Genomic DNA, 23,298 nt, shown 5'->3' on the forward strand with positions numbered 1-23,298 from the left:
CCGTCGGCCTTACTGCTACGTCGCCCTCAGGAAATTCAATTGCAATGAAAGCAGAGAGAACCCCTCGCTTCACTTGACACGGAAAGTCATATCAGCGGCTCGTCCTCACCCTCCAGCACCAGCGCCGGAACGTACAACAGCGGGTTGATCTCCGCAAAATCCGACTGGTCCGACGTCGTCTTGCCGAACACATCGAAATGAACGAGCTCGGGCGCAAGATTCAGTTCATTGAAAACAGCTTGCACAGCGAGCGAACAGGTGGCGCGGGCGATATAGAGCTTCATGGCAGATCTCGAATGAGTAAAGGAAGTTCGGTTGGCAAGCGTGAATGCCTGCCGTCCCGTTGGAAACAAGTATCGCGAGATTCGAAGCCCGGATAAACGGCGGCACAAGCGCCGGAGCATCGCTCGTGCGGAGACAATCGCCCGTGATGATTGTCTCCATGAGAGCGACACTCCGTATCCGCGGCGAACGTTCTCCGGCATCATGCGATAGCTAGAATCGCGCGTTTTCCCGCAAAAGGACCGTGAAATGACTGAGCGCACGGATGCACCGATCAACGAAATAGCCGTCTTCGTAGCGGTCGCGCAGACCGGCAGTTTCACGCGCGCCGCCGAAGAGCTGGGCAACAGCAAATCCAATGTAGGCAAGGCCGTGCAACGGCTCGAAGCCCGGCTCGGCACGCGCCTCTTCCAGCGCACCACGCGCGCGGTGCGTCTTACCGAAGACGGTGAAACCTATCTGCAAGCCGCACGCGATGCCCTCGACGGACTGCGCGAAGCCGAACAACAACTCGCGGCGCGCCGCTCGGAACCCGTCGGACGCGTGAAAATCGACGTGCCCGCGGGCTTCGGCCGCCTGCTGTTGCCGAGCTTTCTCGACCTGCGCGCCAAACATCCAAAGGTGACGCTCGAACTCGCGCTGACCGATCGCATGTCCGATCCGATCGGCGAGGGATGGGACGTCGTGGTCCGCATCGGCGCTCTGCCGGAGGACAGCGAGCTGACCGTGCGCAAGCTGTGCGACCTGCGGCTTGGCCTGTATGCATCGCCGGACTATCTCGCGCGCAAAGGCACGCCCACGGACCTCGATCAGTTGACCGACCACGACGCCGTCATCTTTCGCGGACCCATGGGGCGGTTGCGTCCCTGGACCGTGCGTCACGGTGCATCGACCAGAGAGTTCGCGCCGCAGCCGGTGATGGTGCTGGCGGACGGCCAGGCGCTCGTCGAAGCAACCGTGGAAGGCTTTGGCATTGCGCAGATCTTCGATCGCGTCGCCTTGCCGCATGTCCGCGCCGGCCGGCTCGTGCATGTTCTGCCGGAAGCCGATGTCGACGGCCCGCCCGTCCACGCGATCATCTCGCTGGGCCAGAAGATGGCGGCCAAGACACGCGCAGTCGTCAATCACCTTGCCGAGACCTTGCAACACAGCGGCGAGTGAGCCGCACGACGATTTCCTCAATCCATCAACGCAGGTTCGCGCGGGGCCTCGGCGGTTCGCGCAGGCACCGGCAACTGCGGATGACGTCCACGTCGATCGCGCAGCGGCTTCGCGCCGGAGAGCTTGCGCAGGATCACATAGAACACCGGCGTCAGCATGAGACCGAAGAAGGTCACGCCGAGCATGCCGAAGAACACGGCGATACCCATCGCGCGACGCATCTCCGAGCCCGCGCCAGTCGACATCACGAGCGGCACCACGCCCATGATGAAAGCGATCGACGTCATCAGGATGGGCCGCAGACGCAAGCGCGATGCCTCGATGGCCGCCTGCACGATCGAGCGTCCCTGCATCTCCAGCTCACGCGCGAATTCGACGATCAGGATCGCGTTCTTCGCTGAAAGCCCGACCAGCACCATCAGGCCGATCTGCGTGAAGATGTTGTTGTCGCCGCGTGTGAGCCATACGCCGGCCAGCGCGGAGAGAATGCTCATCGGCACGATCAGCAGGATCGCGAGCGGCAGCGTGACGCTTTCGTACATCGCGGCGAGCACCAGGAACACGAGCAGCACGCTGATCGGAAAGACCCAGAAGGCGGCGTTGCCGGTCAGGATCTGCTGATAGGTGAGATCGGTCCATTCGAACTTTATGCCGCGCGGAAGCGTCTGGCTCGCGATGCGCTCGACCGCCGCCATCGCCTGTCCTGACGAGTAGCCGGGCGCCGGACCGCTGTTGATATCCGCAGCGAGGAAGCCGTTGTAGCGCACCACCATCTCCGGACCATACGTCGGCGTCACCGTCACGAGTGAGGACAGCGGCACCATCTCGCCACGGTCGTTGCGCGTCTTCAGTTGCAGGATGCTGTCGGCGTTGGCGCGGAACGGCGCATCGGCCTGCGCGCGCACCTGATACACGCGACCGAACTTGTTGAAGTCGTTCACGTAGAGCGAGCCGAGATAGATCTGCATCGTGTCGAATACATCGGTGACGGACACGCCCAGTTGCTTCGCCTTCTCGCGGTCGAGCGCCACGTTCAGCTGCGGCACGTTGATCTGATAGCTCGAAAACGACGGACCGAGTTCGGGCGCCTTCGCCGCCGCCGCGAGAAACGCCTGCGTCGCGCGGTTCAGCGCCTCATAGCCGAGCGCGCCGCGATCCTGGATTTGCAGCTTGAATCCGCCGATCGTGCCCAGTCCCTGCACGGGCGGCGGCGGAAACGTCGCGATGGCCGCTTCCTTGATCTGACCGTACTGCTTGTTCAGGCCGGCGACGATATCCGCGCCCTTCTCGCCCTGGCCGCGTTCCTTCGAAGGCTTCGCGACCGAGAACACCAGCCCGCTGCTCGACGAGTTCATCAGCCCCGTGACCGACAAGCCCGGAAACTCCGGCGTGTGCAGGATGCCCGGTTGCTTGCGGGCGATCTCGCCCATCTGACTGACCACCTTCTCGGTCCGGTCGAGTGACGCGCCCGGCGGCAATTGCAGGATGCTGACGAAGTAATCCTTGTCCTGCGCGGGCACGAAGCCGCCGGGCACGAGCTTGCCGAACAGGACGGTCGCGCCGAGCAGCACGCCATACACGATCAGCATCGCGAACTTGCGCCCGATGATGCCGCCGACACCCTTGCCATAGCTTTCCGAGCCGCGCTGGAACACCGTGTTGAAGCGACGGAAAAACGGCCCGAGGACGCGGTCCATCGCACGCGTGAGGCGGTCTTTCGGCGCGTGGTGATCCTTCAGCAGCAGCGCGGAAAGCGCCGGCGACAACGTGAGCGAGTTGAACGCGGAGATCACGGTCGAGATGGCGATGGTCATTGCGAACTGCTTGTAGAACTGACCCGTGAGACCCGACATGAACGCGAGGGGCACGAATACGGCCACCAGCGTCAGCGCAATGGCGATGATCGGTCCGCTGACCTCGCGCATCGCTTCATACGAGGCTTCGAGCGGCGAGCGTCCGGCCGCGATGTTGCGCTCGACGTTCTCCACCACGACGATCGCGTCATCCACCACGATGCCGATGGCGAGCACCATGCCGAACAGAGACAACGCGTTGATCGTGAAGCCGAACGCGAGCATCAGCGAGAACGTGCCGACGATCGATACCGGCACGGCCAGCAACGGAATCAGCGACGCGCGCCAGGTCTGCAAGAACACGATCACGACCAGCACGACGAGAATGATCGCCTCGAAGAGCGTATGCACGACGGCGTCGATGCTCTCGCGCACGAACTGCGTCGGGTCGTAGACGATCTCCGCTTTCACGCCGTCGGGCATGTCCTTCTGCATCTCGGCGGTGAGCTTGCGGATGTCGTCGGAGATCTGCAGCGAGTTCGCGTTGGGCTGCTGGAACAGGATGATCTGCACCGCCTTCTTGCCGTCGATGCCCGCGCGCAGCGCATATTCCGACGCGCCCAGTTCCACGCGCGCGACATCGCCGAGATGCGTCACCGCGCCATCCGGCGAAGTCTTCAGGATGATGCGGCGGAACTCGTCTTCCGTCTTGAGCCGTCCCTGCGCGTTCACGCTCAGTTGCAGCGGTACGCTGGTCGTCATCGGGGCGCCGCCGACGATGCCCGCCGCGACCTGCACGTTCTGCTCGCGAATCGCCTTCACGACGTCGGTGGCCGTGAGGTTCTGGCGCGCCACCTTGTTCGGGTCGAGCCAGACGCGCATCGAGTAATCGCCCGAGCCCCACAGCACGACTTCCCCGACACCGGGCACCTGCGCAAAGCGGTCCTTGATGTTGATGAGCGCGTAGTTGCGCAGATAAGTGAGATCGTAGCGATCGTTCGGCGACACGAGATTCACGCCCATCGTCAGCGTGGGCGACGACTTCACGGTCGTCACGCCGAGCCGCTGCACGTCTTCCGGCAAGCGCGGCAAGGCCTGCGACACACGGTTCTGCACGAGCTGCTGCGCCTTGTCCGGGTCGGTGCCGAGCTTGAAGGTCACGGTGGTCGTCAGATTGCCGTCGCTGTTCGCTTGCGACTGCATGTACAGCATGCTTTCGACGCCGTTGATCTGCTCCTCGATGGGCGCCGCCACCGTCTCGGCGATCACCTTCGGATTGGCGCCCGGATACTGCGCACGCACCACCACCGAGGGCGGCACGACTTCGGGATACTCGGCCGTCGGCAGCTGCGTGAGCGCGATGAGCCCGGCAAGCAGGATGACGACCGAGAGCACGGCCGCGAAGATCGGCCGGTCGATGAAGAAGCGGGAAATGTTCATGAGGTGCCTTCGGAACCCTTGGCGTGTTCCAGTCCTTGCGATGGCCCTGAGTATGGCGACGGCCCGGGCGCGGATAAACGCGCGCCCGGGCGACGCTCTGACGCCTCACGCGAGACAATCGAGATCTACTTCAAGCGGTTTGCTTCATGCGCTGAAGTGCGGCAACGAGTTCGCTCGGATCGGGCCGCTGCGTGTAGTCGGGGCTGACTTCGGCGTAAGCAATCGTGCCGTCGCGTGCAATCACATAACGCGCCGGCATCGGCAGAGTCCAGCTCGGTTCGCCGTTGATCTCGGGCAGATCGACATTGAAGCCTTTGTACGCATTGATCAGTTCGTCCTGCAGCCGGAAGCGGATACCGAAGGCATCGGCCGTCTTGCCGCCTTCATCGACGAGAATCGGATAGCTGAGCTTGTTCTGACGTTGCGACTTCAGGCTGTTGGCGGCGGTCTGCATCGAGAGGGAAACGAGCGTCGCGCCGAGCGCGCGAATCTCGTCCGCCACTTCCTCGATGGCCTGCAAGTCGAGGTTGCAGTACGGGCACCACACGCCGCGATAGAACGTGACGACGAGCGGCCCCTGTTCGAGCATGTCCGTCGACGAGACGCGTTCGCCTTCGGCCGTGGTGAGCGTGAAAGTCGGCGCAAGGTCGCCGACCTTGAGCGATCGTTCGGCCTGGCCGCCTGCGATCAGCTCGGCAGTAGTCCGGTGAAAGATGTCGATGACTTCGGCCGGTGCAACCTTGCTCTCGAAGTGCGCCTTGAAGGCATCCAGTTTTGCTTGCAGTGTCATGATCCGCTCCTGATTGACTCGCCGGTGCTGGCGTGAAGTCATAGTGATTCATTCACGCGAAGGCCGGTAGAATGCGCGGATGACTTTCACTTATTCGCCCGATAAATGAATGACAAGCTCTCGACCTTGCGACTCTTCGTGCGAGTGGCCCATACATCGAGCTTCAGCCGGGCTGGACGCGAACTCGGTCTGAGCCAACCGTCGGTGTCGAGGCAGATCGCCGAACTGGAAGCGGACGTCGGCACGGCGCTCTTTACCCGCAGCACGCGCGCCGTGAAGCTGACCGACGCCGGCGCGGATTATCTGACGCGCGTCGAGTCGATTCTCGACGCGGTCGAAGAGGCGGATCACGCCGCGCGCGGCAGTTCGGAGCTGCGCGGGCAGCTGCGCGTGGCGCTGTCGACGAGCTTCGGCATTCGCGAAGTGATTCCGCGCATCGGCCGGTTCATGGCCTTGCATCCGGCGCTGCATGTCGAGTTGCTGATGTCGGACGATCGGCAGGACCTGATCGCGGAAGGCGCGGATGTGGCGATCCGTTTCGGCACGCTGCCGGATTCCAGCGCGCGATCGCGCCTGGTAGGTCGTTCCGCCCGCTTGCTGGTGGCCGCGCCGAGTTATCTGGAGCGTGCGGGCCGCCCGCTCGAACCCGCCGATCTGAGCGACCACGCGTTCGTGCTCGGACCGTCGAGCGTGGCATCGCTGGGCGGGACGCTCAGGAAGGATGAACGCGAGGTTTCGTTTCGCGGCGAAGGTCGCTTTGCGACCTCCGTGAACGAAGGCGCAACGGCCGCGGCAGTTGCAGGGCTAGGGATCCTGACGGTGGGTTATTGGGGATGCCGGAACGAGATCGCCGACGGACGACTCGTGCCCGTTCTGGCGGACTGGGTGCTCGATCCTGTCGAGGTTCACGCAGTGTTCCCGCCGGGCCGTGGACCACGGCCTGCCGCGCGCGCGTTGATCGACTATCTCGTCGACGAAGTCGCGCCGATCTCGGCAGCAAGAGCTTAAGTCCCGCACCGTACGCTTGGCAGAAGACTTGCTATAAAGTCCGCCACATCGGATCCCTCATCGTCCATTCATTCATGCCGAGACCGTCGTTTTCCACTCAGCTGCTCACGCTCTGGACGCTCATCGCCGTGCTCTGCGGCCTGCTGAGTGTCGCGGTATGGCTCATGTTGTCGTCGGCGCTGGGCGAGCGCGTCGTGACCGCGAAGCAGCAAGCCGCGGCCGCCTGCACCGCGGTTGCCTCGCGCTATGACCTGTCGATGCAGCGTCCCGGCGAAACCAACGTCGACCTGATGCACGCCGTGCTCGATCTCGTGCTGATCCAGACCGAAGGGATCGAAGGCGGCTTCTGGACCAGTGAGCCGCCGTCGAACGCATCGAACGCATCGAATGGCTTCATTGCGTACGCCTTTCCTACCTATGGCGGCAGCGGCGTCAAGCGCGACATTCCCGAAGCCGAGACGCCGCTTATTCTGCGCGCGCTGAAGAGTGCGTCGGGCGCCCGGCAGTTGCAGTCCGATATCGTGTCGAGCGGCAGCGACGCCGTGCTCGCAATCGCCTGTCCGGTGCCGCGTCACGCGGACCTGTTCGCCTGGACGCTGACGCGCGCGCGCCCGCCGCTCGGACCCTACGGCGAGCGGGCCAGCGCGATCCTGGCGGGCGTGCTCGCCGTCATCGTCGTGCTGGCGCTGTTTCTGGCGCTGACGCTCAGGCGCTGGCGACGGCACCTCGCCCGCCTGGAACGTGCGCTCGCACCCGACGGCGGATTCGAGCAGGGCAAGCGGCTCGAACGTTTCGGCGAGCGCGATCTCGACCCGATAGTCGATGCGCTCAATCGCTATGGCGAGCGCGCCGAGCGGCTCAAGCGCGATGCCACTGCATTGAACCAGCAACTCGCGCAAGCCGAGCGCTTCAGCACGCTCGGAAAGATGGCGGCGCAGATTGCGCATGAGATTCGCAATCCGGCGGGCGCGATGCGGCTCAAGGCCGAGAACGCGCTGGCCGGCGATGCTGCACGTCGGGAAGCCGCGTTGCGGACGATCATCGAGCAAGTGGGACGCATCGAATTGCAGGTGACGAGCCTGCTGGCGCTGACGCAATCGGTGACGGTCCGCGCCCGTGAGGTCGATCTGCGGGCGTGGCTCGACGATATCGTTCACACGCACGAATCGCACGCTGAAAGCAGGCATGTCACGCTCGGCGCCGAAGTCGCACCTGGCCCGACGCAGCCGGTATTCGATCCCGCGCAACTGGCGCGCGCGCTCGACAACCTGCTCGTGAACGCGCTCAGGCATACGCCGTCGGGATCGAACGTGATGGTTCGCGCGTCCCATGTCATGGAGGAAGCAGGCGAACGGCTCAGGCTCGAAGTCATCGATAATGGTCCCGGCGTCCGCCCCGCCGAGCGCGAGCGGATCTTCGAGCCGTTCGTGACGGGCCGCCCCGACGGATCGGGGCTCGGTCTTGCCGTCGTGCGTGAGATTGCGTCGGCACATGGCGGCCGCGCCTTTCTTGCGGACGATGCGAACGTGACACGCTTTGTGATCGACATGCCATGGCGACCATCCTGATCATCGACGACGACGACGCGTTCCGCGAAGGCCTCGCGGAAACCGTGCAGGACCTCGGCTACGCGGCGTCCGAAGCGCGTTCCGGCGACGACGCGTTCGCGCAGTTGCGCGGACGTCCCGCGCCCGACTGCATCTTTCTCGACTTCCGCTTGCCGGGCGCGGACGGTCTCGTCGTGCTGGAGAAGCTGCGCAACACGCCGGGACTCCAGACCGTGCCGGTCGTGATGCTCACCGCGCACGCAACCAGCGACAACACCATCGGCGCGATGCGGCTCGGCGCCTTCGAGCACCTCACCAAACCGGTCGGACGGGACGAGATCGCCGCGCTGCTGGAACGCATTCTGTCGGCGCGGGTCGAGACGCCCGCCGCGCGCGCATTCGCCGACGAGGCGCGATCCCATGAGCCGCAACTCCTCGGCGTGAGCGAAGCCATGCGTGAGGTGCAGAAGCGCCTGGGCCGCGCGGCGAGCGGCAATTCGACCGTGCTGATCACCGGCGAAACGGGCACCGGCAAGGAGATCGCGGCGCGCGTGCTGCACCGGGCGTCGGCGCGGGCGAACGGTCCGTTCGTCGCGGTGAACTGCGCGGCCATCCCCGACGAACTGCTCGAGAGCGAACTCTTCGGCCACGGCAAGGGCGCGTTCACGGGAGCGCACAGCGACCGGCGAGGCCGCGTCGAAGAGGCGCACGGCGGCACGCTCTTCCTCGATGAAATCGGCGACATGCCGCTTCCCATGCAGGCCAAGCTTCTGCGCGTGCTGCAGGAGCGGCAAGTCACGCCGCTCGGCACCAACCGGATCGTGACGGTCGATGTGCGGGTGGTCGCGGCCACGCATCGCGATCTCGCCGCGATGGTCGAGTCGGGCGCGTTCCGGCAGGACCTGCTGTTCAGGCTGAACGTGATCCCGTTGCACATGCCGCCGCTGCGCGAGCGCGTCGCCGATATCCTGCCGCTTGCCGAGCATTTCCTGGCGAGTGCATCGACCGATATCGCGCGCAAGCATCTTTCAGCCGATGCACAACGCCTGCTCGCCACGTTCGCCTGGCCGGGCAATGTGCGGGAATTGGCCAATGCAATCGAACGGGCCAGCGCGCTGGCGCCCGGACAGGTGCTGACGCGTGATGACTTCGCGTTTCTGGTCGCAACGCGAGACGGCGCGGATGACGCGATTCCCTCCGCGCTGCTCGACCTTCCTTTGCCGCAAGCGGTGGCGCAACTGGAGCGCGCGCTGATCGTTCATGCGCTGTCGGCGTCAGGCGGCATTCGCGCCGAGGCGGCGCGGCGGCTCGGCATCAGCCGTCAGTCGCTTTATACGCGCATGGCGGCGCTGGGAATGTCGGAGGCTTCGGCCTAGAGCGTCAAGGAACCGGACACGTGCTGTCGGGTTACTTGACACTTCCTCATGGCTCGATCGCGTAACGCATTGAGCCAGCAGCGTTTCCCGAATGGCATGGCCCTTGCAATTGATTCCTCGCTACGCGAAAGGAGTGAATCATGCAATCGACCTTGTATCCCCAGTTGCGAATCGCTGTGCTCACGGCCTTGCTCGCGGCGAGCGCCGGCTGTGCGGCACAACCTGCTGAAACGCCGAACCCTCCGCCCGTCGCCGGAGCGCCGATGCAGCCACCTCCGCCGCCCCCGCTCGCCGATGCCGCTTCGGTCGCGACCACGCAAGGCACGGTCGCGCGCTTCCTGACCAATCCGGATGGCGATGTCGATGGCTTCATGACCGACGACGGCACTCTCGTGCGCTTTCCACCGCACATGAGCGCGCAACTGACATCGGCGGTGCGTCGCGGCGATCTCGTGCAAGTGAGCGGACAACGCGACGAAGGCGGCGGCTTCGCGGCCCAGCGCATCACCGACACGCAGACGGGCCGTCAAGTGATCGACGAACCGCCGATGCGCGGCGCACCGCCGATGCCACGCGCGGCACGCGGGGCAGGACTCTCGCCTTTGAGCGCGCAAGGACAAGTGGCGCATGTCACGACCGCGCCGCGCGGCGAGCCCGACGGCGTGATCCTCTCCGACGGCACGGTCATCAAGCTCACGCCACCCGTCGCGCAACAGTTCGCGGCGCTGGTGCGTACGGGCGCGACGGTATCGGCACAAGGCTATGGCACGAGGAATCAATACGGCACCGCGCTACAGGCAACAGCCTTTGGCTCGCCAGGCAAGCTGACTCCGCTCTACGACCGCAACGCGCCGATGCCCTGAAGCAAACCATCACAACGTAAAGGACCATCAACATGCATTGGATCGACCCCACGAGCCTTCCGGAAACACGCGGCAAGGTCACGCGCTTTCTGTTGAACCCGCACGGTGAAGTCGACGGTCTCGTCGTCGGCTCGCGTCAGGTTCACTTTCCTCCGCATCTGTCGAAACAACTCGTGCGTCACGTCGCACTCGGCGATCTTGTTCGGGTACGCGGCGTCAAGCCTCGCGATGCCGACATGATCGCGGCCGTTTTGCTGACCACTCAAAGCGGTATCAGGATTCTCGACGAAGGTCCGCATCACGACGGCAAGCCGCACCACAAGCCGGACGTCGAACGCAAACCGATGGACGCATCCGGCGAAGTGGTGCTGTCGCTGTTCGGCCCGAAAGGCGAACTGCGCGGCGCGTTGCTGAACGACGGCACGTCCTTGCGCATGCCGCCTCATGCCGCCGCGGAACTGGCCGCTTATCTGATGCCGGGCGCGCATGTTCACGCGTGGGGTCATGGCGTGAAGAACCGGCACGGACGCACGATCGAGGTCGATGAAATCGCCGAACTCGTCGATGCACCGCAGACCGTCTGACGAGGCCGCGCCTCATTCAAGGAGCATGTGCGATGTTGAGCTGGGTGCATTTCGGCGACCTTCATGCGTCGAACGACGACCGCTATAAAAGTCTCGACCATCTGAAGGCGATGATCCAGCAGGTCAATCGACACCTGGCTGACCGTGTCGACTTCGCCTTCCTGCCGGGCGACAACGCCAACAACGGAACGCCCGAGCAGTTTCATCGCATCGTCGCTGAAGTGTCGAAGCTGAAGCCGCCGCTCCATGCAATTCCCGGCGATCACGACTACGAGTCCGGCAACCTCGACGCGTTCAACGCTTTCGCCAATGCGCCCTTGCCGGTGTCGCGCCTCGTGAACGGCCACCGATGCATCTTCCTCGATGTCATCTCGGCGGGGCGCGGCGGTCCGGACTTCAGGCTGTCGGGTGCGGACTACCGGCGGCTCGAGGCGGAACTCGCGGCATCCGCACAGGACCTCGAACCGCCCGTCGTCTTCATGCACGCCTATCCCGGCGATATCGCCGACGGGCATGCGCTGGCGTATGCGTTCGCACGCGCCAACGTCGCCATGGTCGACACCGGCCACACGCACTACAACGAGTTGCTCAACGACGGCTGGGTGGTCTATGCAGCGACCCGTTCCACCGGGCAGATCGAGGAAGACGCGGGTCGCCCGGGGTTTTCGGTGGCGGCAGTGGATGGCGGCGTCGTGAGCTGGAAGTTTCAACCGCTGGATGCCGTGTGGCCGTTCGTCATGATTACGCGTCCGTCCGACTGGCGCTTGCATCGCAGCCGCTCGGTGCCGCGCCCGACCGACGAGCACTGTGTGCGCGTGCTGGTGTCGGATGACGAGATCGTGTCCGTCACCGGCAGTCTCGAAGGCATTCCCATCGAGTTTGCTCCGCGCGTCGGCGAAGCCGGGATCTGGCAGGCGCATCTGCCTGCTGTGACCGCGAGCTATCGCCTGCCTTTGACGGTGACTGCCCGCACGGCTGACGGGCGCAGCGGCGACGATTCCATCGCACTTCCGGCAGCGGGCCGCGCGGACCGGCACATCAGGCATCACTCGGCGCTCGGCACCGATGCGCACGCCGTCGAACCCTGGCCGGAGCATGGCATCGTCGGCTCGCAGCTAGGGCCCAACAAGAACGGACGCCATTGGTGAGCCATGAATCCCCTGTACGCGCTCGAAGGACTAAATTTCTTCATGGCCGATGTGCAGGCGGGCATCGGGCCGTTCCTCGGCGTCTTTCTTCAGGCGCATGGCTGGCTCCCCGAGGCGATCGGCACGGTCATGACGCTGGGCGGCATCGCGGGCATGCTCGCGACTTCTCCGGCCGGTGCGCTGGTCGATGCCACGCATCACAAGCGCGGCATCATTGTCATCGCGGGCGTGATGACGACGCTTGCTTCGCTCGTGCTGTGGGTATCGCACGGTTACTGGATGGTGGCGGCGTCGCAGATCTTCACTGCCGTCACGGGGGCCGCGCTCGGTCCGGCCGTAGCCGGCGTGACGCTGGGAATCGTGCGCGAGAAAGGTTTCGACCGGCAGTTCGGCCGCAACCAGGTGGCGAATCACGCGGGCAACGTGGTCGGTGCGGCGCTGTCGGGCTGGCTCGGATGGCGCTACGGATTCGGCGCGGTGTTCGGACTGGCCGGCGTGTTTTCCGTTCTTATGGTCATCGCGACTTTCCTCATTCGCCGCGATGCAATCGATCACGACAGCGCGCGGGGGCTTGGGGGCGCCACGAATCCTGAGCACGAGCATGCGAGCGGCTTTCGCGTCTTGCTGACGTGCCGGCCCTTGCTGCTGCTCGCCGCATCGCTTGCGATGTTTCATCTCGGCAATGCGGCGATGCTGCCGCTCTATGGCCTTGCGGTCGTCGCGGCGCATCAGGGCGATCCGAGCGCCTTCACCGCGCAGACGATCGTCGTCGCGCAGCTCGTGATGGTCGTCGCGGCCTGTTTCGCGAACCGCCTCATCCAGCGAATCGGCTACTGGGGCGTGATCCTGATCACGTTCCTCGCGCTGCCGTTGCGCGGCATGGTCGCCGCGATGTTCATCACCGCCTGGGGCGTGTGGCCGGTCCAGGCGCTCGACGGCATCGGCGCGGGCTTGCAGAGCGTCGCGGTGCCCGCGCTGGTGGTGCGGCTTCTGCAAGGCACAGGGCGGGTGAATGTCGGCCAGGGCGTCGTCATGACGGTGCAAGGCGCGGGCGCGGCGCTGAGTCCTGCGCTGGGCGGCGTGCTGGCGCAACACTTCGGCTATGCGAGCGCCTTTCTCGTGCTCGGCGCCGTATCGACGGGATCGCTCGCGCTGTGGTTGCTCTTCGGCACGACGCTTAAAAAAGCTTGCGGCCTCAGCCGCGACGATACTCACGACGCTCCTCTGACCACATGAATCCAATTTTTCTTTCATGGGGCATCGCGTTCGCCGCGACTGCCGGTGTGATCCTGCGGCCGTTCCGCTGGCCCGAAGCGATCTGGGCCGTGGCCGGCGCAATCATGCTCGTCGTGCTCGGGCTGATTCCCGCGCAGCTTGCCTGGCAGGCGATCGGCAAGGGTACGGATGTTTATCTGTTTCTCATCGGCATGATGCTGCTGTCGGAACTCGGACGACGTGAAGGCTTGTTCGACTGGGTGGCGGTGCATGCCGTCAATTACGCAAAGGGATCGCCGCGCAGGCTGTTCCTGCTGGTCTATCTCGTGGGCGTGGTGGTGACGAGCTTTCTGTCGAACGACGCGGCGGCCGTGGTTCTCACGCCTGCGGTGTTCGCGGCCGCGAGGAAGGCGAATACGAAGCCGCTTCCCTTGCTGTATGCATGCGCGTTCATCGCCAACGCAGCGAGCTTCGTCCTGCCGATATCGAACCCTGCGAACCTCGTGCTGTATGCGAATCACACGCCGGCGCTCGGTTTGTGGGTGGCGCGCTTTGCGTTGCCATCGGCGCTGTCGATCGTTGCTACGTTCGTGATGTTGCGCTGGACGCAGCGCGCGAATCTAAGCGGTGCGTGCGCGCGTGATCTGCCGGTTGAACCGCTCAGCACGAACGGCAAGCTCACGCTGGCGAGCATGGGAGTGACGGCGGTTGCACTGCTGGTCGTTTCGGCATTCGATCTGCAACTCGGTCTGCCTACTGCGGTTCTCGGCATTCTCACGGCGATGATCGTATTGATCAAGGAACGCCAGTCACCTGTGGAACTTGTCAGCGACATATCGTGGAGCGTGTTGCCGCTCGTCGCGGGGCTGTTCGTACTGGTCGAAGTGCTCGATCATACGGGCGTCATACGCGAACTCTCGGCGCTTCTTGCACAGGCTAGCCAGCAGAATCAGCCGATGGCCGCGGCGGTATCGGGGCTTGTCATCGCGTTCGGCAGCAACGCGATCAATAACCTGCCCGCCGGACTCATCGCGAGCGCGACGGCCTTGCAGGCGCACAGTCCGGAACGCGTCATCGATGCGCTGCTGATCGGCGTCGATCTTGGACCCAATCTTTCGATCACCGGCTCGCTTGCGACGATTCTCTGGTTGTCGTCGATTCGACGGGAAGGCGAGGAAGTGAGCTTCATGCAGTTCCTGAAGGTCGGGGTTGTTGTCATGGTTCCGGCGCTTGTTCTGGCGCTGGGATGTCGGCTTTTGTTTGCGCATTGACCTTTGGCTTGCCTACGGAGACATGGAACATGAGCAGCGCGTGGATTTATCCCTTCATCATCCTCGGCGGCATTCTTCAGGCTGCAGGCGCTCCGATCAATGGGCAACTCAAAGGCGCGTTGGTCAATCCGTGGCTTGCGTCGAGCGTGTCGTTTTTGCTTGTGACGTTTCTTGCTATCGCCATGTTCTGGATTCAGCCGATGCCATTGCCCTCGCTGGATGACCTGCGCAGCATGAAGTGGTGGGCGCCGCTCGGCGGGATCGTGAGGGCGGTCGCGGTTTTTGCAGGGTTGACGTTGGTGCAGAAGGTGGGGGTCGGGACGCTCAATGGGTTGACGATCTGCGCGAACCTCGTGGCTTCGGTTGCGATCGATCATTTTGGGTTGATCGGAGTCGCGGAGCATCCGCTGGGGTGGATGCGGGCGATAGGGACGGGGTTGATGGTGGTGGGGGTGGGGATGGTTATGCGGTTTTAAGGGCATAGGTGGGCTTGGGCGTTTTGTTCACCTCTTAAAGGCTTAGGCACATGGCTATAGCGTCCATCGGTGCAAGTCCTTATATCTGCTCCGTGAAAACGAGGTCTTCGTGAGCAGCCGCTTCATCCGAAACAACACCGTGGTTGATGCAACACGCGTGCTCGTTTCCACGGTCCGCAGGAAACGAAGCACGTTCGCTCTCTCGACGAACTGAAAGAGCAGCATGCTGCGAGCATGGGCGCGATTCGTGTGTGGATAGGTGATGAGCGTCTTTGCGACTTGAGGACGTTGGCAGGCGAACAGCAGCGCCATCACTGCCGCCGCTTCGGCGCGAGCCAGGAGCGGCGATCCCCTTGGACGGGTTGGCAAGTGGCCGAGCCCATGCGATCGTTCCCACCCATATTAAGGGGCCATCGCAGCGCCAACATTGATTTTCCATGCATTCAATCCCGCATTCGCGCCTTCGTCTCGCTGACATGCGCATATCGGCCTTTCAGGCGTCGACTAAGCAATCTGAAATTGACGTGCATTCAGGAAGCGAAAGAACGGTAACCCGTACGATGAAATTCTCCTTTCTATATATCCGATCCACGCCTCATGGTCCGGTATCCGGTTTCCCTGAGAACGGTATTCGATATTCAGTTGCACGAGGTTATCCAGCATGTCGAAATCACGAGCCAGGATAGAGTTTATCGATGTGCCGTTCTGAAACGAATTCCAATCTCGATAAGTATCCCTCCCAGAAAATGAACCATATGAATAGTTTGCCGCCAGTTTCCTGAACGCTTCCATCTCATCGAGTTGAGCCAGATCGCTTTTTTCTCCGGGCAGTAAATCTCCGATCCACGCCTCCGCGAAATCGTGTACCAGAAGGTATTTCAAGATAGTCTCTTTTGAGTAATCTTCGGGAAGGGAAAATTGCCTGGCCTCATCAGTCTCCGGCAGGAGCATATATGCCAGCGTCATCGTGCCAAAAGTATGGGATCCGATTGTTTCTGGATTGGGCACGTACCTTCCGTTTTTTGTGTCATTCCATCCCCGCCGCGGCGATTTTTTTAGAGAAAACAGCTTCTCCACGATATACGTCGGTCTGAAGTCTTTGGCTTCGAAGTGCTCTTTGACAAGCAGTCGATACCCTTCCAACTCCGGATTGTCGGACCGCCAGGTCTTAACCCGAACGATTTCGCACATCTCAGCCCTTCTTGCGTCGTCCAGAGTTCCAGATAACAAGCGATTATGCGCAAGCGATATCAGCGTATAGAGTTGCACATCATGCATCGGGGACTGCCCGCCCTGGGTATCTAGAGACTCGCGCAATCGTTTGAACGTTCTTGAAAAATCAGACGTACCATCGTCATAATTGCTGAGTTTCTCATGTATGTTATATGGAATATCTCCGTAATACTCAAGATGAAAGCCCCGGTTCTGTCCATCATATTTCTCGCTCGCCATGCATTCCATGATGAAATCATCTGAAACGCTCATGTGTCCGAGCTGGATCAAGCTGATTTGAATCGTTCTCAGCAACAAGCGAAATTCGTTCGACTCAGCCGCTGCTGCTGCAATCAGAAAATTGTAGCGCTGCCTGTCTTGCCCGAGATTTGCCTTTTTGGCTCTATAGGGTTCGTGCACTCCAGGTTGTCCAAGTGTTTTCTCCAGCAATTCGTCGCGCCATTTCATGAGGATGAGTGCAGCCTCGTCCGCGAAAGGTTTGATCGCAATGCGGCCCATCAGATAAGCCACTTGCGCTCGCTGATGCGCATCTCTCTCGTCTACGTGAACGCTTGCTTTCGCGCCCGCCCCATACGCCCGAACAAGCTTTTGGAAATATTCAGCCCTATGAGCCTTCAATTCAATGTTCAGCAGGATTTTGCAATACTTGTTGACGTTGGCAGGATATACGTTCTGTAAAGCCTGGATTGCTTTGCTCCGATTCGGCGAATCAGACCACCTGACGGCTTGTATTACAAAGTAGGCGGTCAGGAGCTCGCGGACCTCAACCGGTGCAGACCGGAGCCGGTCGGCCAGACGACGCGGAATTTCGTTAGTTCGATCCAGGAAAAGTCGGAATGCGAACTCGCTCAGTTGCAGCGGATTGACAAACGGATGTCTCTGTTCGAATGCTGAGATCAATTCTCCCATATCCGAATCCGGGCTCGTCGTCGTACTTACCAGTGGCTGTATTTTATCCACCAATTCGATCAATCGATCAACCACAGGACGATTCTTGCTGAAAACCTTTTTTGCGTTCAGCTCGCCCGGGATCGAATCGTCGATGCAATCTTCGAGTATGAACTTGAACGCTGCCACTGCGGCACGCATCGACTGATTCCTTATCCGCCCTTTGCTTCTTCCATCGAGCGCTGCTTTCGTCCCGTCAGCCAGATCCGACACGCCTCGAAGGACGAAGGTGGCGCCTCGATATTTCGCGTTCGAAGCGGATTCCAGGATTGCTTGAGACTCCATATCCACAGCGAGCAGAAGCCGATTTTGTCTTTTTATAAAAGCTTGAAAATCCTGATTGTCGACCAGATAAGGGCCCGATGCAATATCGCCGTAGTGCAGATGAGGATAGTCGTGTATGAGGCCTTTCTTCTTCAATCTGTTCATCACGCCCGCGTCGATCTGGTGTTCCAACCCTTGGAGATAATCATGCTGATTAAGCCGCCCCATTACGTCGGCTATGTTCGTTGTTTCCTTTACATCTCCCGCCGCGTCGACCGATCCACGACTAATGCGTGTTCGAAACACGTAGTTCAGGCATGACTGCGCGATTACTACGTCACCTAACGCGCAGTCGGAACTCAGTCTGCCCGAAATACCGATTGAAACTAGAATTCGTGTCGAGATTTGTTGCAACAACGCCGCGCTACCGCCCGCCGCTTTTTCGGGCCCTTGGTCGCCAAGCAAGAGCAAACCGATGTGCTTTTTGCGCCAGAACTCTTCGCAGTCGATGAGCAAGTCGGAGAACGAGAACACCCCGATCGAAGTCTCATTTTCTCGCTCGGCTTGCAACGCTTTCTGTAGTATTTTGGCTTCTTCGTCGAGGGCGATGACGAAGACAATGTCATATTCTTTCGTCGCGTTCATTTTTCATCTCCTTTCACGAGCGAAACATAAAGCGCGATAAGACTTGCCTGGGCTCGGACTTATCGATTACAGGGAATCGAGTTTCTTTCAGCTATGCGAGGGTTTCGAGCAAGGTCAAACATTGACCAATGCTCACCGGCGTTGTATGTGCGTCAGGAAACACATAATTCTACTTGCCAAGGAGGCCGCGACAGAGTGGATCAGCCCCAGTACGCGCAGCGTAAGCTCCAGGAGTAACCACGTTCGATGGTCGGTCTCGTGGCGAAATTTGAACTGGTCGAAACGGCCTGCTCGAATTTCTTCCAAGCGGAAGTACAGTCTGTCCGACGAGCCGCTCGGCCTTGGCCTGTCAGCACTGGTACCTCACCCTATCGGCGGCCGCGTCCTCCGAATGCTTTGGATATGTCTGACGCACACCGACACCCGAGGGTCGAGCTGTTGCCCACGCCCATCGCGTGACGCAAAGAACCACTAGCGAATTCGACCTCAAACGCCCATCCTTCCGATGCAAACCGCCCTGCAACAACTCTCACTCTCACTGGCACGCCCCATGCAAAAGAAAGCACGGCGACATCCCCGCCACTCACTCTACTTTTGCTTGGAGACCCATCATGTCTACGCTGACCATCACCGACCTGCCGCGCACTGACGCTCTGTCTCACACCACGATGTCTTCGATTCGCGGCGGCATAGCCACGATCACCCTTCCGCCGAACGGCAACCCCGGCCCTCTTCCGCCGTCCATTCCGAAGTCTTGGCCGGGTGTTGCTGAACTTTTGAAGGAGTGGAACATTCCGGTGACGTGGCCGGGCCAGCCGGCTCCTCAGTCACAGGATCCGCGTCTGCTTTGAACGCCAGGGCCACAAACCGCATCCGCCGCCCTCACCAGCGGATGCGGCGCCTAAAAAACCCTCAACAAAACCTATCTTCCAAAAGATAGCGTCATATAGTTTATTTATTCATCCGACCTGTCTAAACTTCGCGCCAAAGAAGCGAACGCCGGATCGGGGAAAGCAACAAAGCATTGAAGCAACAAAGCATCAAAGAACCGTTCGCTCCTGCTACACACATTCCAGTCCGCCCGCCAGACCGCGAAGCCATAACAGTCGTTAACGACGCTTCACGGCATCGGGCGCGTCCCCGCTCCGCCTTGACGTGGGGCTGCTTCCCCTACAGAAGCGGCCGGCCACGCACGCATCATCCCCCACAGACGACCAAGACGAGATAGAGCATGTCGAACGACAAAGAGCCGCGCCGTCGCTTCCTGCGGCAGGTGCTGGCCATCGTGCCCGCGGCCACCGTGGTCCCGGGCGCGGCGCTCACGCAGAGCGCCTGCAGCAGCAACACCGCGCCGCCCGCCACGCCCGCCGCAAGCGCCAAGGCCTACGCCCCTACCTACTTCACCGATGCCGAATGGGCCTTCATCCAGGCCGCCATCGATCGCCTGATCCCCGCTGACGATCACGGTCCCGGCGCGCTCGCGGCCAACGTGCACGAGTACATCGACCGGCAGATGGAAACGCCCTATGGCCACGGCAAGCTGTGGTACATGCAGGGCCCGTTCCATCCGGACCAGCCGCCCGAGATGGGCTACCAGATGAACCTCGCGCCGCGCGACCTCTATCGCCACGGCATCAAGTCCTGCGATGACCACTGCATGAAGCAGTACGGCGGCAAGACCTTCGCGCAACTCGACCACAAGACCCAGGAAACGGTCCTCGGCGAGATGGAGCACGCGAAGATCGAATTCGACGTCGTGCCCGCGCGCACTTTCTTCTCCTACCTCCTCGGCAACACCAAGGAAGGCTTCCTGGCCGATCCGATCTACGGCGGCAACAAGGACATGGTGGGCTGGAAGATGGTCGGCTTCCCGGGCGCCCGGGCAGATTTCATGGACTGGATCGATCAGCCGGGCGTCAAGTATCCGTACGGCCCGGTATCGATCGACGGCAGGCGGGGGTAAGCAGGTGGCAATCAATAAAGACAAGGTCGATTGCGTGATCGTCGGGTTCGGCTGGACCGGCGCCATTCTCGGCCAGGAACTGACCGATGAAGGTCTCAACGTCGTCGCACTCGAACGCGGTGCAATGCGCGATACGCCAACGGACGCCAACTATCCGAAGGTCATCGACGAACTCAAGTACGCCGTGCGTGGCGAACTCTTCCAGGACCTCTCGGGCGAAACCGTGACCATCCGTCATGGCGTCGACGATCTGGCCACGCCGTATCGTCAGAACGGGTCGTTCCTGCTGGGCAACGGCGTCGGCGGCGCGGGCTTCCACTGGAACGGCATGCACTACCGCATGCTTCCGGAAGAACTGCAACTGCGCACGCGCTATGAAGAGCGCTACGGCAAGAAGTTCATCCCCGAAGGCATGCAAGTGCAGGACTTCGGCGTGACCTACGACGAGATGGAGCCGTTCTTCGACTTCGCGGAGAAGGTCTTCGGCACGTCCGGCAAGGCAGGCAATCTTAATGGTGAGATCCAGGCCGGCGGCAATGCCCTCGAAGGCAAGCGCACCTCCGAATTCCCCACGCCGCCGCTGAAGAACAGCCTCGGCGCGCAGCTGTTCGAAAAGGCCGCGCGCGAAGTGGGCTTCCATCCGTATCCGGCGCCCGCCGCGAATACCTCGCAGCCGTACACGAACCCGTATGGCGTGCGCCTCGGACCGTGCAATTTCTGCGGCTTCTGCGAAGACTTCGGCTGCTACATGTATTCGAAGGCCTCGCCGCAGACCACCATCCTGCCGGTGCTGCTCAAGAAGCCCAACTTCGAATTGCGCACGCGCTCGCACGTCACCAAGGTGCTGCTCGCACCGGACGGCAAGACCGCGACCGGCGTGCAGTACATCGACGCGCAAGGCCGTGAAGTCGAACAGCCCGCCGACCTGGTCATCATCGCGGCCTTCCAGATGCACAACGTGCGTCTGCTGCTGTTGTCGGGCATCGGCAAGCCGTATGATCCGCGCACCGGCACGGGCACCGTCGGCCGCAACTACGCGTATCAGATGAACGGCGGCATCAACGTGATGCTGCCCAAGGGCACGCAGCTCAATCCGTTCATCGGCACGGGCGCGGGCGGCGTCGGCATGGACGACCTGAACGGCGATCAGTTCGATCACGGTCCGCTCGGCTTCGTCGGCGGCGCGAGCGTGCGGCATATCCGTTACGGCGGCCGTCCGATCAAGCAGACGCCCACCATTCCGGGTACGCCGAACTGGGGCAGCGGCTGGAAAGCGGGCGTCACCGATGCCTATCAGCGCCACATGACCATCGGCATCTCGGGTTCGGTGATGCCGTATCGCGATGCCTATCTCGACCTCGATCCCACCTACCGCGACAAGTACGGCCAGCCGCTGCTGCGCATGACCTTCGACTGGCACGACAACGAATACGCGATGCTCGACTACATCGGCACGCGCATGGAAGACGTGGCGAAGGCGATGAAGCCGGAGAAGTACTTCCGCGCCATCCGCAAGAAGGGCCAGCACTACGACACCCGCGTCTATCAGTCCACGCACACGACGGGCGGCGCGGTGATGGGGTCGTCGCCGGAAACGAGCGTCGTCAACAAGTACCTGCAAAGCTGGGACGTGCCCAACGTGTTCGTGATGGGCGCCTCCGCGTTCCCGCAGAACATGGGCTACAACCCGACGGGCATCGTGGCCGCGCTCGCCTATCACTCGGCGAAGGCGATCCGCGAGCAATATCTGAAGAACCCTGGCGCTCCGCTGGTTCAGGCTTGAGGACACGGCGATGACGAAGAAACAACTCACGATGACCGCAGTGTCGTCGGCAATCGTCGCGGGCGCCGCATGGGCCGCGCTCGCGTTCGCGCAGCAACCGGCCTCCGCGCCGCGCGTCGAAACGAAAGTCGCGCAGCCGCAGGCGCAAGCCGCCAGCGACGCTGACCGCGCACTGATCGAGAAAGGCCGCTATCTCGCGGCGGCAGCAGACTGCGTGGCCTGTCACACGGCCAAGGGCGGCAAGCCGTTCGCGGGCGGGCTCGGCATCGATTCGCCGATCGGCCGCATCTACTCGACCAACATCACGCCCGACAAGCAAACCGGCATCGGCGACTACTCGTTCGAGGACTTCGACAACGCCGTGCGTCATGGCGTCGCGAAGAACGGTTCGTCGCTCTATCCGGCGATGCCCTATGTCTCCTACGCGAAGGTCAAGCCGTCGGACGTGAAGGCGCTCTACGCGTACTTCATGCAAGGCGTGCAGCCGGTGAATCAGGCGAACCGCGCAGAGGACATCGTCTGGCCGCTGTCGATGCGCTGGCCGCTGCGCTTCTGGCGCATGGCCTTCGCGCCGGACGTGGTCGTCGACGATACGCCGCTGCCCGCCGATCCGGTGGCGCGCGGACGCTATCTCGTCGAAGGTCTCGCGCATTGCAGCGCATGCCACACGCCGCGCGGAGTCGGCCTGCAGGAGAAGGCGCTGACCGACGACGGCCACACCTTCCTGTCGGGCGGCGTGATCGACGGCTATCTCGCGAAGAACCTGCGCGGCGACAAGAAGGACGGTCTCGCGAGCTGGAGCGAAGCGGACATCGTCGCGTTCCTGAAGAGCGGACGCACCGCGCATACGGCGGCGTTCGGCGGCATGGCTGAAGTGGTCGAGAACAGCACGCAGCACATGAGCGATGCCGATCTCGGCGCGATCGCCGCATACCTGAAGACGCTCGCGCCCGTGGATGCCTCGTCGCAGCCGCTGGCCGCCAACGCCGATGCCGCGCACGCATTGCGTGCAGGCACGGATCGCGGCAATGGCGCGCTGACCTTCGTCGACAACTGCGCGGCGTGCCATCGCACGAGCGGCAGCGGTTATGACGCGACGTTCCCGACGCTTGCGCTCTCGACCGCCGTCAACTCCGACGATCCCGCCTCGCTGATTCATATCGTGCTTCAGGGCGGCGCGATGCCGTGGACCAAGGCGGCCCCGACGCATTACGCGATGCCCGGTTTCGCCGAACGTCTCACCGACCGCGATATCGCCGACGTGCTGACCTTCGTGCGCACGAGCTGGGGCAATTACGCACCGGCTGTGTCGGTGGAGCAGGTTGCGAAGGAACGCAAGGCGATCCACGCGTCGGCTCAACCGGTGCGCGCTGAAAACCAGTAAGGCAACACCACGCGGGTATGACAGTCACGTCCTACCCGCGCCTCTCCCCTCGCCTGCCTCTTCGATCCCCGCGTCATAAGCTCGACGCGCATGCCCTGATATAGATCGAACAATCCATTCGTTT

18 protein-coding genes are annotated in these 23,298 nt (G+C 62.3%); 14 read left to right on the top strand and 4 right to left on the bottom strand.

Annotation, left to right across the window (positions count from 1 at the left end):
- Nucleotides 1-86: 86 nt before the first annotated feature.
- The gene (locus QCE83_RS20260) at nt 87-284 is read right to left on the bottom strand and encodes a hypothetical protein (RefSeq protein WP_309814884.1); all 198 of its coding nucleotides are present in this window, start codon (nt 282-284) and stop codon (nt 87-89) included.
- 247 nt (nt 285-531) lie between these two features.
- On the opposite strand from QCE83_RS20260, the gene QCE83_RS20265 reads away from it, so the two are divergent.
- The gene (locus QCE83_RS20265) at nt 532-1,443 is read left to right on the top strand and encodes a LysR family transcriptional regulator (RefSeq protein ID WP_309814887.1); all 912 of its coding nucleotides are present in this window, start codon (nt 532-534) and stop codon (nt 1,441-1,443) included.
- A gap of 17 nt (nt 1,444-1,460) precedes the next feature.
- On the opposite strand, the gene QCE83_RS20270 is transcribed toward QCE83_RS20265, so the two are convergent.
- Both QCE83_RS20270 and QCE83_RS20275 read right to left on the bottom strand, forming a co-directional pair.
- Nucleotides 1,461-4,676: a multidrug efflux RND transporter permease subunit gene (locus QCE83_RS20270; protein ID WP_309814890.1), complete on the bottom strand. Its 3,216-nt coding sequence runs from the start codon at nt 4,674-4,676 to the stop codon at nt 1,461-1,463.
- Nucleotides 4,677-4,806: 130 nt separating this feature from the next.
- The gene (locus QCE83_RS20275) at nt 4,807-5,466 is read right to left on the bottom strand and encodes a peroxiredoxin-like family protein (protein ID WP_309814893.1); all 660 of its coding nucleotides are present in this window, start codon (nt 5,464-5,466) and stop codon (nt 4,807-4,809) included.
- A gap of 105 nt (nt 5,467-5,571) precedes the next feature.
- Here QCE83_RS20275 and QCE83_RS20280 point away from each other — a divergent pair, with 105 nt between their 5' ends.
- The 9 genes from QCE83_RS20280 (at nt 5,572) to QCE83_RS20320 (ending at nt 14,954) form a co-directional block, all read left to right on the top strand.
- Complete coding sequence (locus QCE83_RS20280; RefSeq protein WP_309814894.1) at nt 5,572-6,474, top strand: LysR family transcriptional regulator; 903 nt, start codon at nt 5,572-5,574, stop codon at nt 6,472-6,474.
- Nucleotides 6,475-6,548: 74 nt separating this feature from the next.
- Nucleotides 6,549-8,042, top strand: coding sequence for a HAMP domain-containing sensor histidine kinase (locus tag QCE83_RS20285; RefSeq protein WP_309814896.1), 1,494 nt, complete (start codon nt 6,549-6,551; stop codon nt 8,040-8,042).
- Nucleotides 8,027-9,397, top strand: coding sequence for a sigma-54 dependent transcriptional regulator (locus tag QCE83_RS20290; RefSeq protein WP_309814899.1), 1,371 nt, complete (start codon nt 8,027-8,029; stop codon nt 9,395-9,397). The genes QCE83_RS20285 and QCE83_RS20290 overlap by 16 nt, the downstream gene beginning before the upstream one ends.
- Nucleotides 9,398-9,537: 140 nt before the next feature.
- On the top strand, nt 9,538-10,260 hold the full coding sequence (locus QCE83_RS20295) for a hypothetical protein (protein ID WP_309814903.1): 723 nt from the start codon (nt 9,538-9,540) through the stop codon (nt 10,258-10,260).
- 32 nt (nt 10,261-10,292) lie between these two features.
- Nucleotides 10,293-10,844 (top strand): hypothetical protein, encoded by a 552-nt coding sequence (locus tag QCE83_RS20300; protein WP_309814905.1) that lies wholly within the window; start codon nt 10,293-10,295, stop codon nt 10,842-10,844.
- A 32-nt stretch (nt 10,845-10,876) separates the two neighbouring features.
- A complete protein-coding gene (locus QCE83_RS20305) occupies nt 10,877-11,992 on the top strand; it encodes a metallophosphoesterase (RefSeq protein ID WP_309814910.1) in 1,116 nt (371 codons plus the stop codon).
- A gap of 3 nt (nt 11,993-11,995) precedes the next feature.
- Nucleotides 11,996-13,228 (top strand): MFS transporter, encoded by a 1,233-nt coding sequence (locus QCE83_RS20310; RefSeq protein WP_309814913.1) that lies wholly within the window; start codon nt 11,996-11,998, stop codon nt 13,226-13,228.
- Nucleotides 13,225-14,478 (top strand): arsenic transporter, encoded by a 1,254-nt coding sequence (locus tag QCE83_RS20315; RefSeq protein ID WP_309814916.1) that lies wholly within the window; start codon nt 13,225-13,227, stop codon nt 14,476-14,478. Before QCE83_RS20310 ends, QCE83_RS20315 begins: the two co-directional genes overlap by 4 nt.
- A gap of 29 nt (nt 14,479-14,507) precedes the next feature.
- Nucleotides 14,508-14,954, top strand: a complete 447-nt coding sequence (locus QCE83_RS20320; protein ID WP_309814920.1) for a DMT family transporter — start codon at nt 14,508-14,510, stop codon at nt 14,952-14,954.
- A 504-nt stretch (nt 14,955-15,458) separates the two neighbouring features.
- On the opposite strand, the gene QCE83_RS20325 is transcribed toward QCE83_RS20320, so the two are convergent.
- Nucleotides 15,459-18,044, bottom strand: a complete 2,586-nt coding sequence (locus QCE83_RS20325) for an HD domain-containing protein (RefSeq protein ID WP_309814923.1) — start codon at nt 18,042-18,044, stop codon at nt 15,459-15,461.
- 611 nt (nt 18,045-18,655) lie between these two features.
- Here QCE83_RS20325 and QCE83_RS20330 point away from each other — a divergent pair.
- The 4 genes from QCE83_RS20330 (at nt 18,656) to QCE83_RS20345 (ending at nt 23,174) form a co-directional block, all read left to right on the top strand.
- A complete protein-coding gene (locus QCE83_RS20330; protein WP_309814926.1) occupies nt 18,656-18,895 on the top strand; it encodes a hypothetical protein in 240 nt (79 codons plus the stop codon).
- Nucleotides 18,896-19,275: 380 nt separating this feature from the next.
- A complete protein-coding gene (locus QCE83_RS20335; protein ID WP_309814929.1) occupies nt 19,276-20,007 on the top strand; it encodes a gluconate 2-dehydrogenase subunit 3 family protein in 732 nt (243 codons plus the stop codon).
- Nucleotides 20,008-20,011: 4 nt separating this feature from the next.
- Complete coding sequence (locus QCE83_RS20340) at nt 20,012-21,790, top strand: GMC family oxidoreductase (protein WP_309814932.1); 1,779 nt, start codon at nt 20,012-20,014, stop codon at nt 21,788-21,790.
- Between the two features lie 10 nt (nt 21,791-21,800).
- Nucleotides 21,801-23,174 (top strand): cytochrome c, encoded by a 1,374-nt coding sequence (locus QCE83_RS20345; RefSeq protein WP_309814936.1) that lies wholly within the window; start codon nt 21,801-21,803, stop codon nt 23,172-23,174.
- Nucleotides 23,175-23,298 lie beyond the last annotated feature (124 nt).

This window comes from Caballeronia sp. LZ034LL (assembly GCF_031451215.1).
Lineage (GTDB): Bacteria > Pseudomonadota > Gammaproteobacteria > Burkholderiales > Burkholderiaceae > Caballeronia.

Coding starts and splice junctions, on each gene's coding strand:
- QCE83_RS20330 (WP_309814926.1), top strand. CDS start 18,656: ATGTCTACGCTGACCATCACCGACCTGCCGCGCACTGACGCTCTGTCT.
- QCE83_RS20325 (WP_309814923.1), bottom strand. CDS start 18,044: ATGAACGCGACGAAAGAATATGACATTGTCTTCGTCATCGCCCTCGAC.
- QCE83_RS20285 (WP_309814896.1), top strand. CDS start 6,549: ATGCCGAGACCGTCGTTTTCCACTCAGCTGCTCACGCTCTGGACGCTC.
- QCE83_RS20315 (WP_309814916.1), top strand. CDS start 13,225: ATGAATCCAATTTTTCTTTCATGGGGCATCGCGTTCGCCGCGACTGCC.
- QCE83_RS20295 (WP_309814903.1), top strand. CDS start 9,538: ATGCAATCGACCTTGTATCCCCAGTTGCGAATCGCTGTGCTCACGGCC.
- QCE83_RS20265 (WP_309814887.1), top strand. CDS start 532: ATGACTGAGCGCACGGATGCACCGATCAACGAAATAGCCGTCTTCGTA.
- QCE83_RS20300 (WP_309814905.1), top strand. CDS start 10,293: ATGCATTGGATCGACCCCACGAGCCTTCCGGAAACACGCGGCAAGGTC.
- QCE83_RS20280 (WP_309814894.1), top strand. CDS start 5,572: ATGAATGACAAGCTCTCGACCTTGCGACTCTTCGTGCGAGTGGCCCAT.
- QCE83_RS20270 (WP_309814890.1), bottom strand. CDS start 4,676: ATGAACATTTCCCGCTTCTTCATCGACCGGCCGATCTTCGCGGCCGTG.
- QCE83_RS20320 (WP_309814920.1), top strand. CDS start 14,508: ATGAGCAGCGCGTGGATTTATCCCTTCATCATCCTCGGCGGCATTCTT.
- QCE83_RS20275 (WP_309814893.1), bottom strand. CDS start 5,466: ATGACACTGCAAGCAAAACTGGATGCCTTCAAGGCGCACTTCGAGAGC.
- QCE83_RS20305 (WP_309814910.1), top strand. CDS start 10,877: ATGTTGAGCTGGGTGCATTTCGGCGACCTTCATGCGTCGAACGACGAC.
- QCE83_RS20310 (WP_309814913.1), top strand. CDS start 11,996: ATGAATCCCCTGTACGCGCTCGAAGGACTAAATTTCTTCATGGCCGAT.
- QCE83_RS20335 (WP_309814929.1), top strand. CDS start 19,276: ATGTCGAACGACAAAGAGCCGCGCCGTCGCTTCCTGCGGCAGGTGCTG.
- QCE83_RS20345 (WP_309814936.1), top strand. CDS start 21,801: ATGACGAAGAAACAACTCACGATGACCGCAGTGTCGTCGGCAATCGTC.
- QCE83_RS20260 (WP_309814884.1), bottom strand. CDS start 284: ATGAAGCTCTATATCGCCCGCGCCACCTGTTCGCTCGCTGTGCAAGCT.
- QCE83_RS20290 (WP_309814899.1), top strand. CDS start 8,027: ATGGCGACCATCCTGATCATCGACGACGACGACGCGTTCCGCGAAGGC.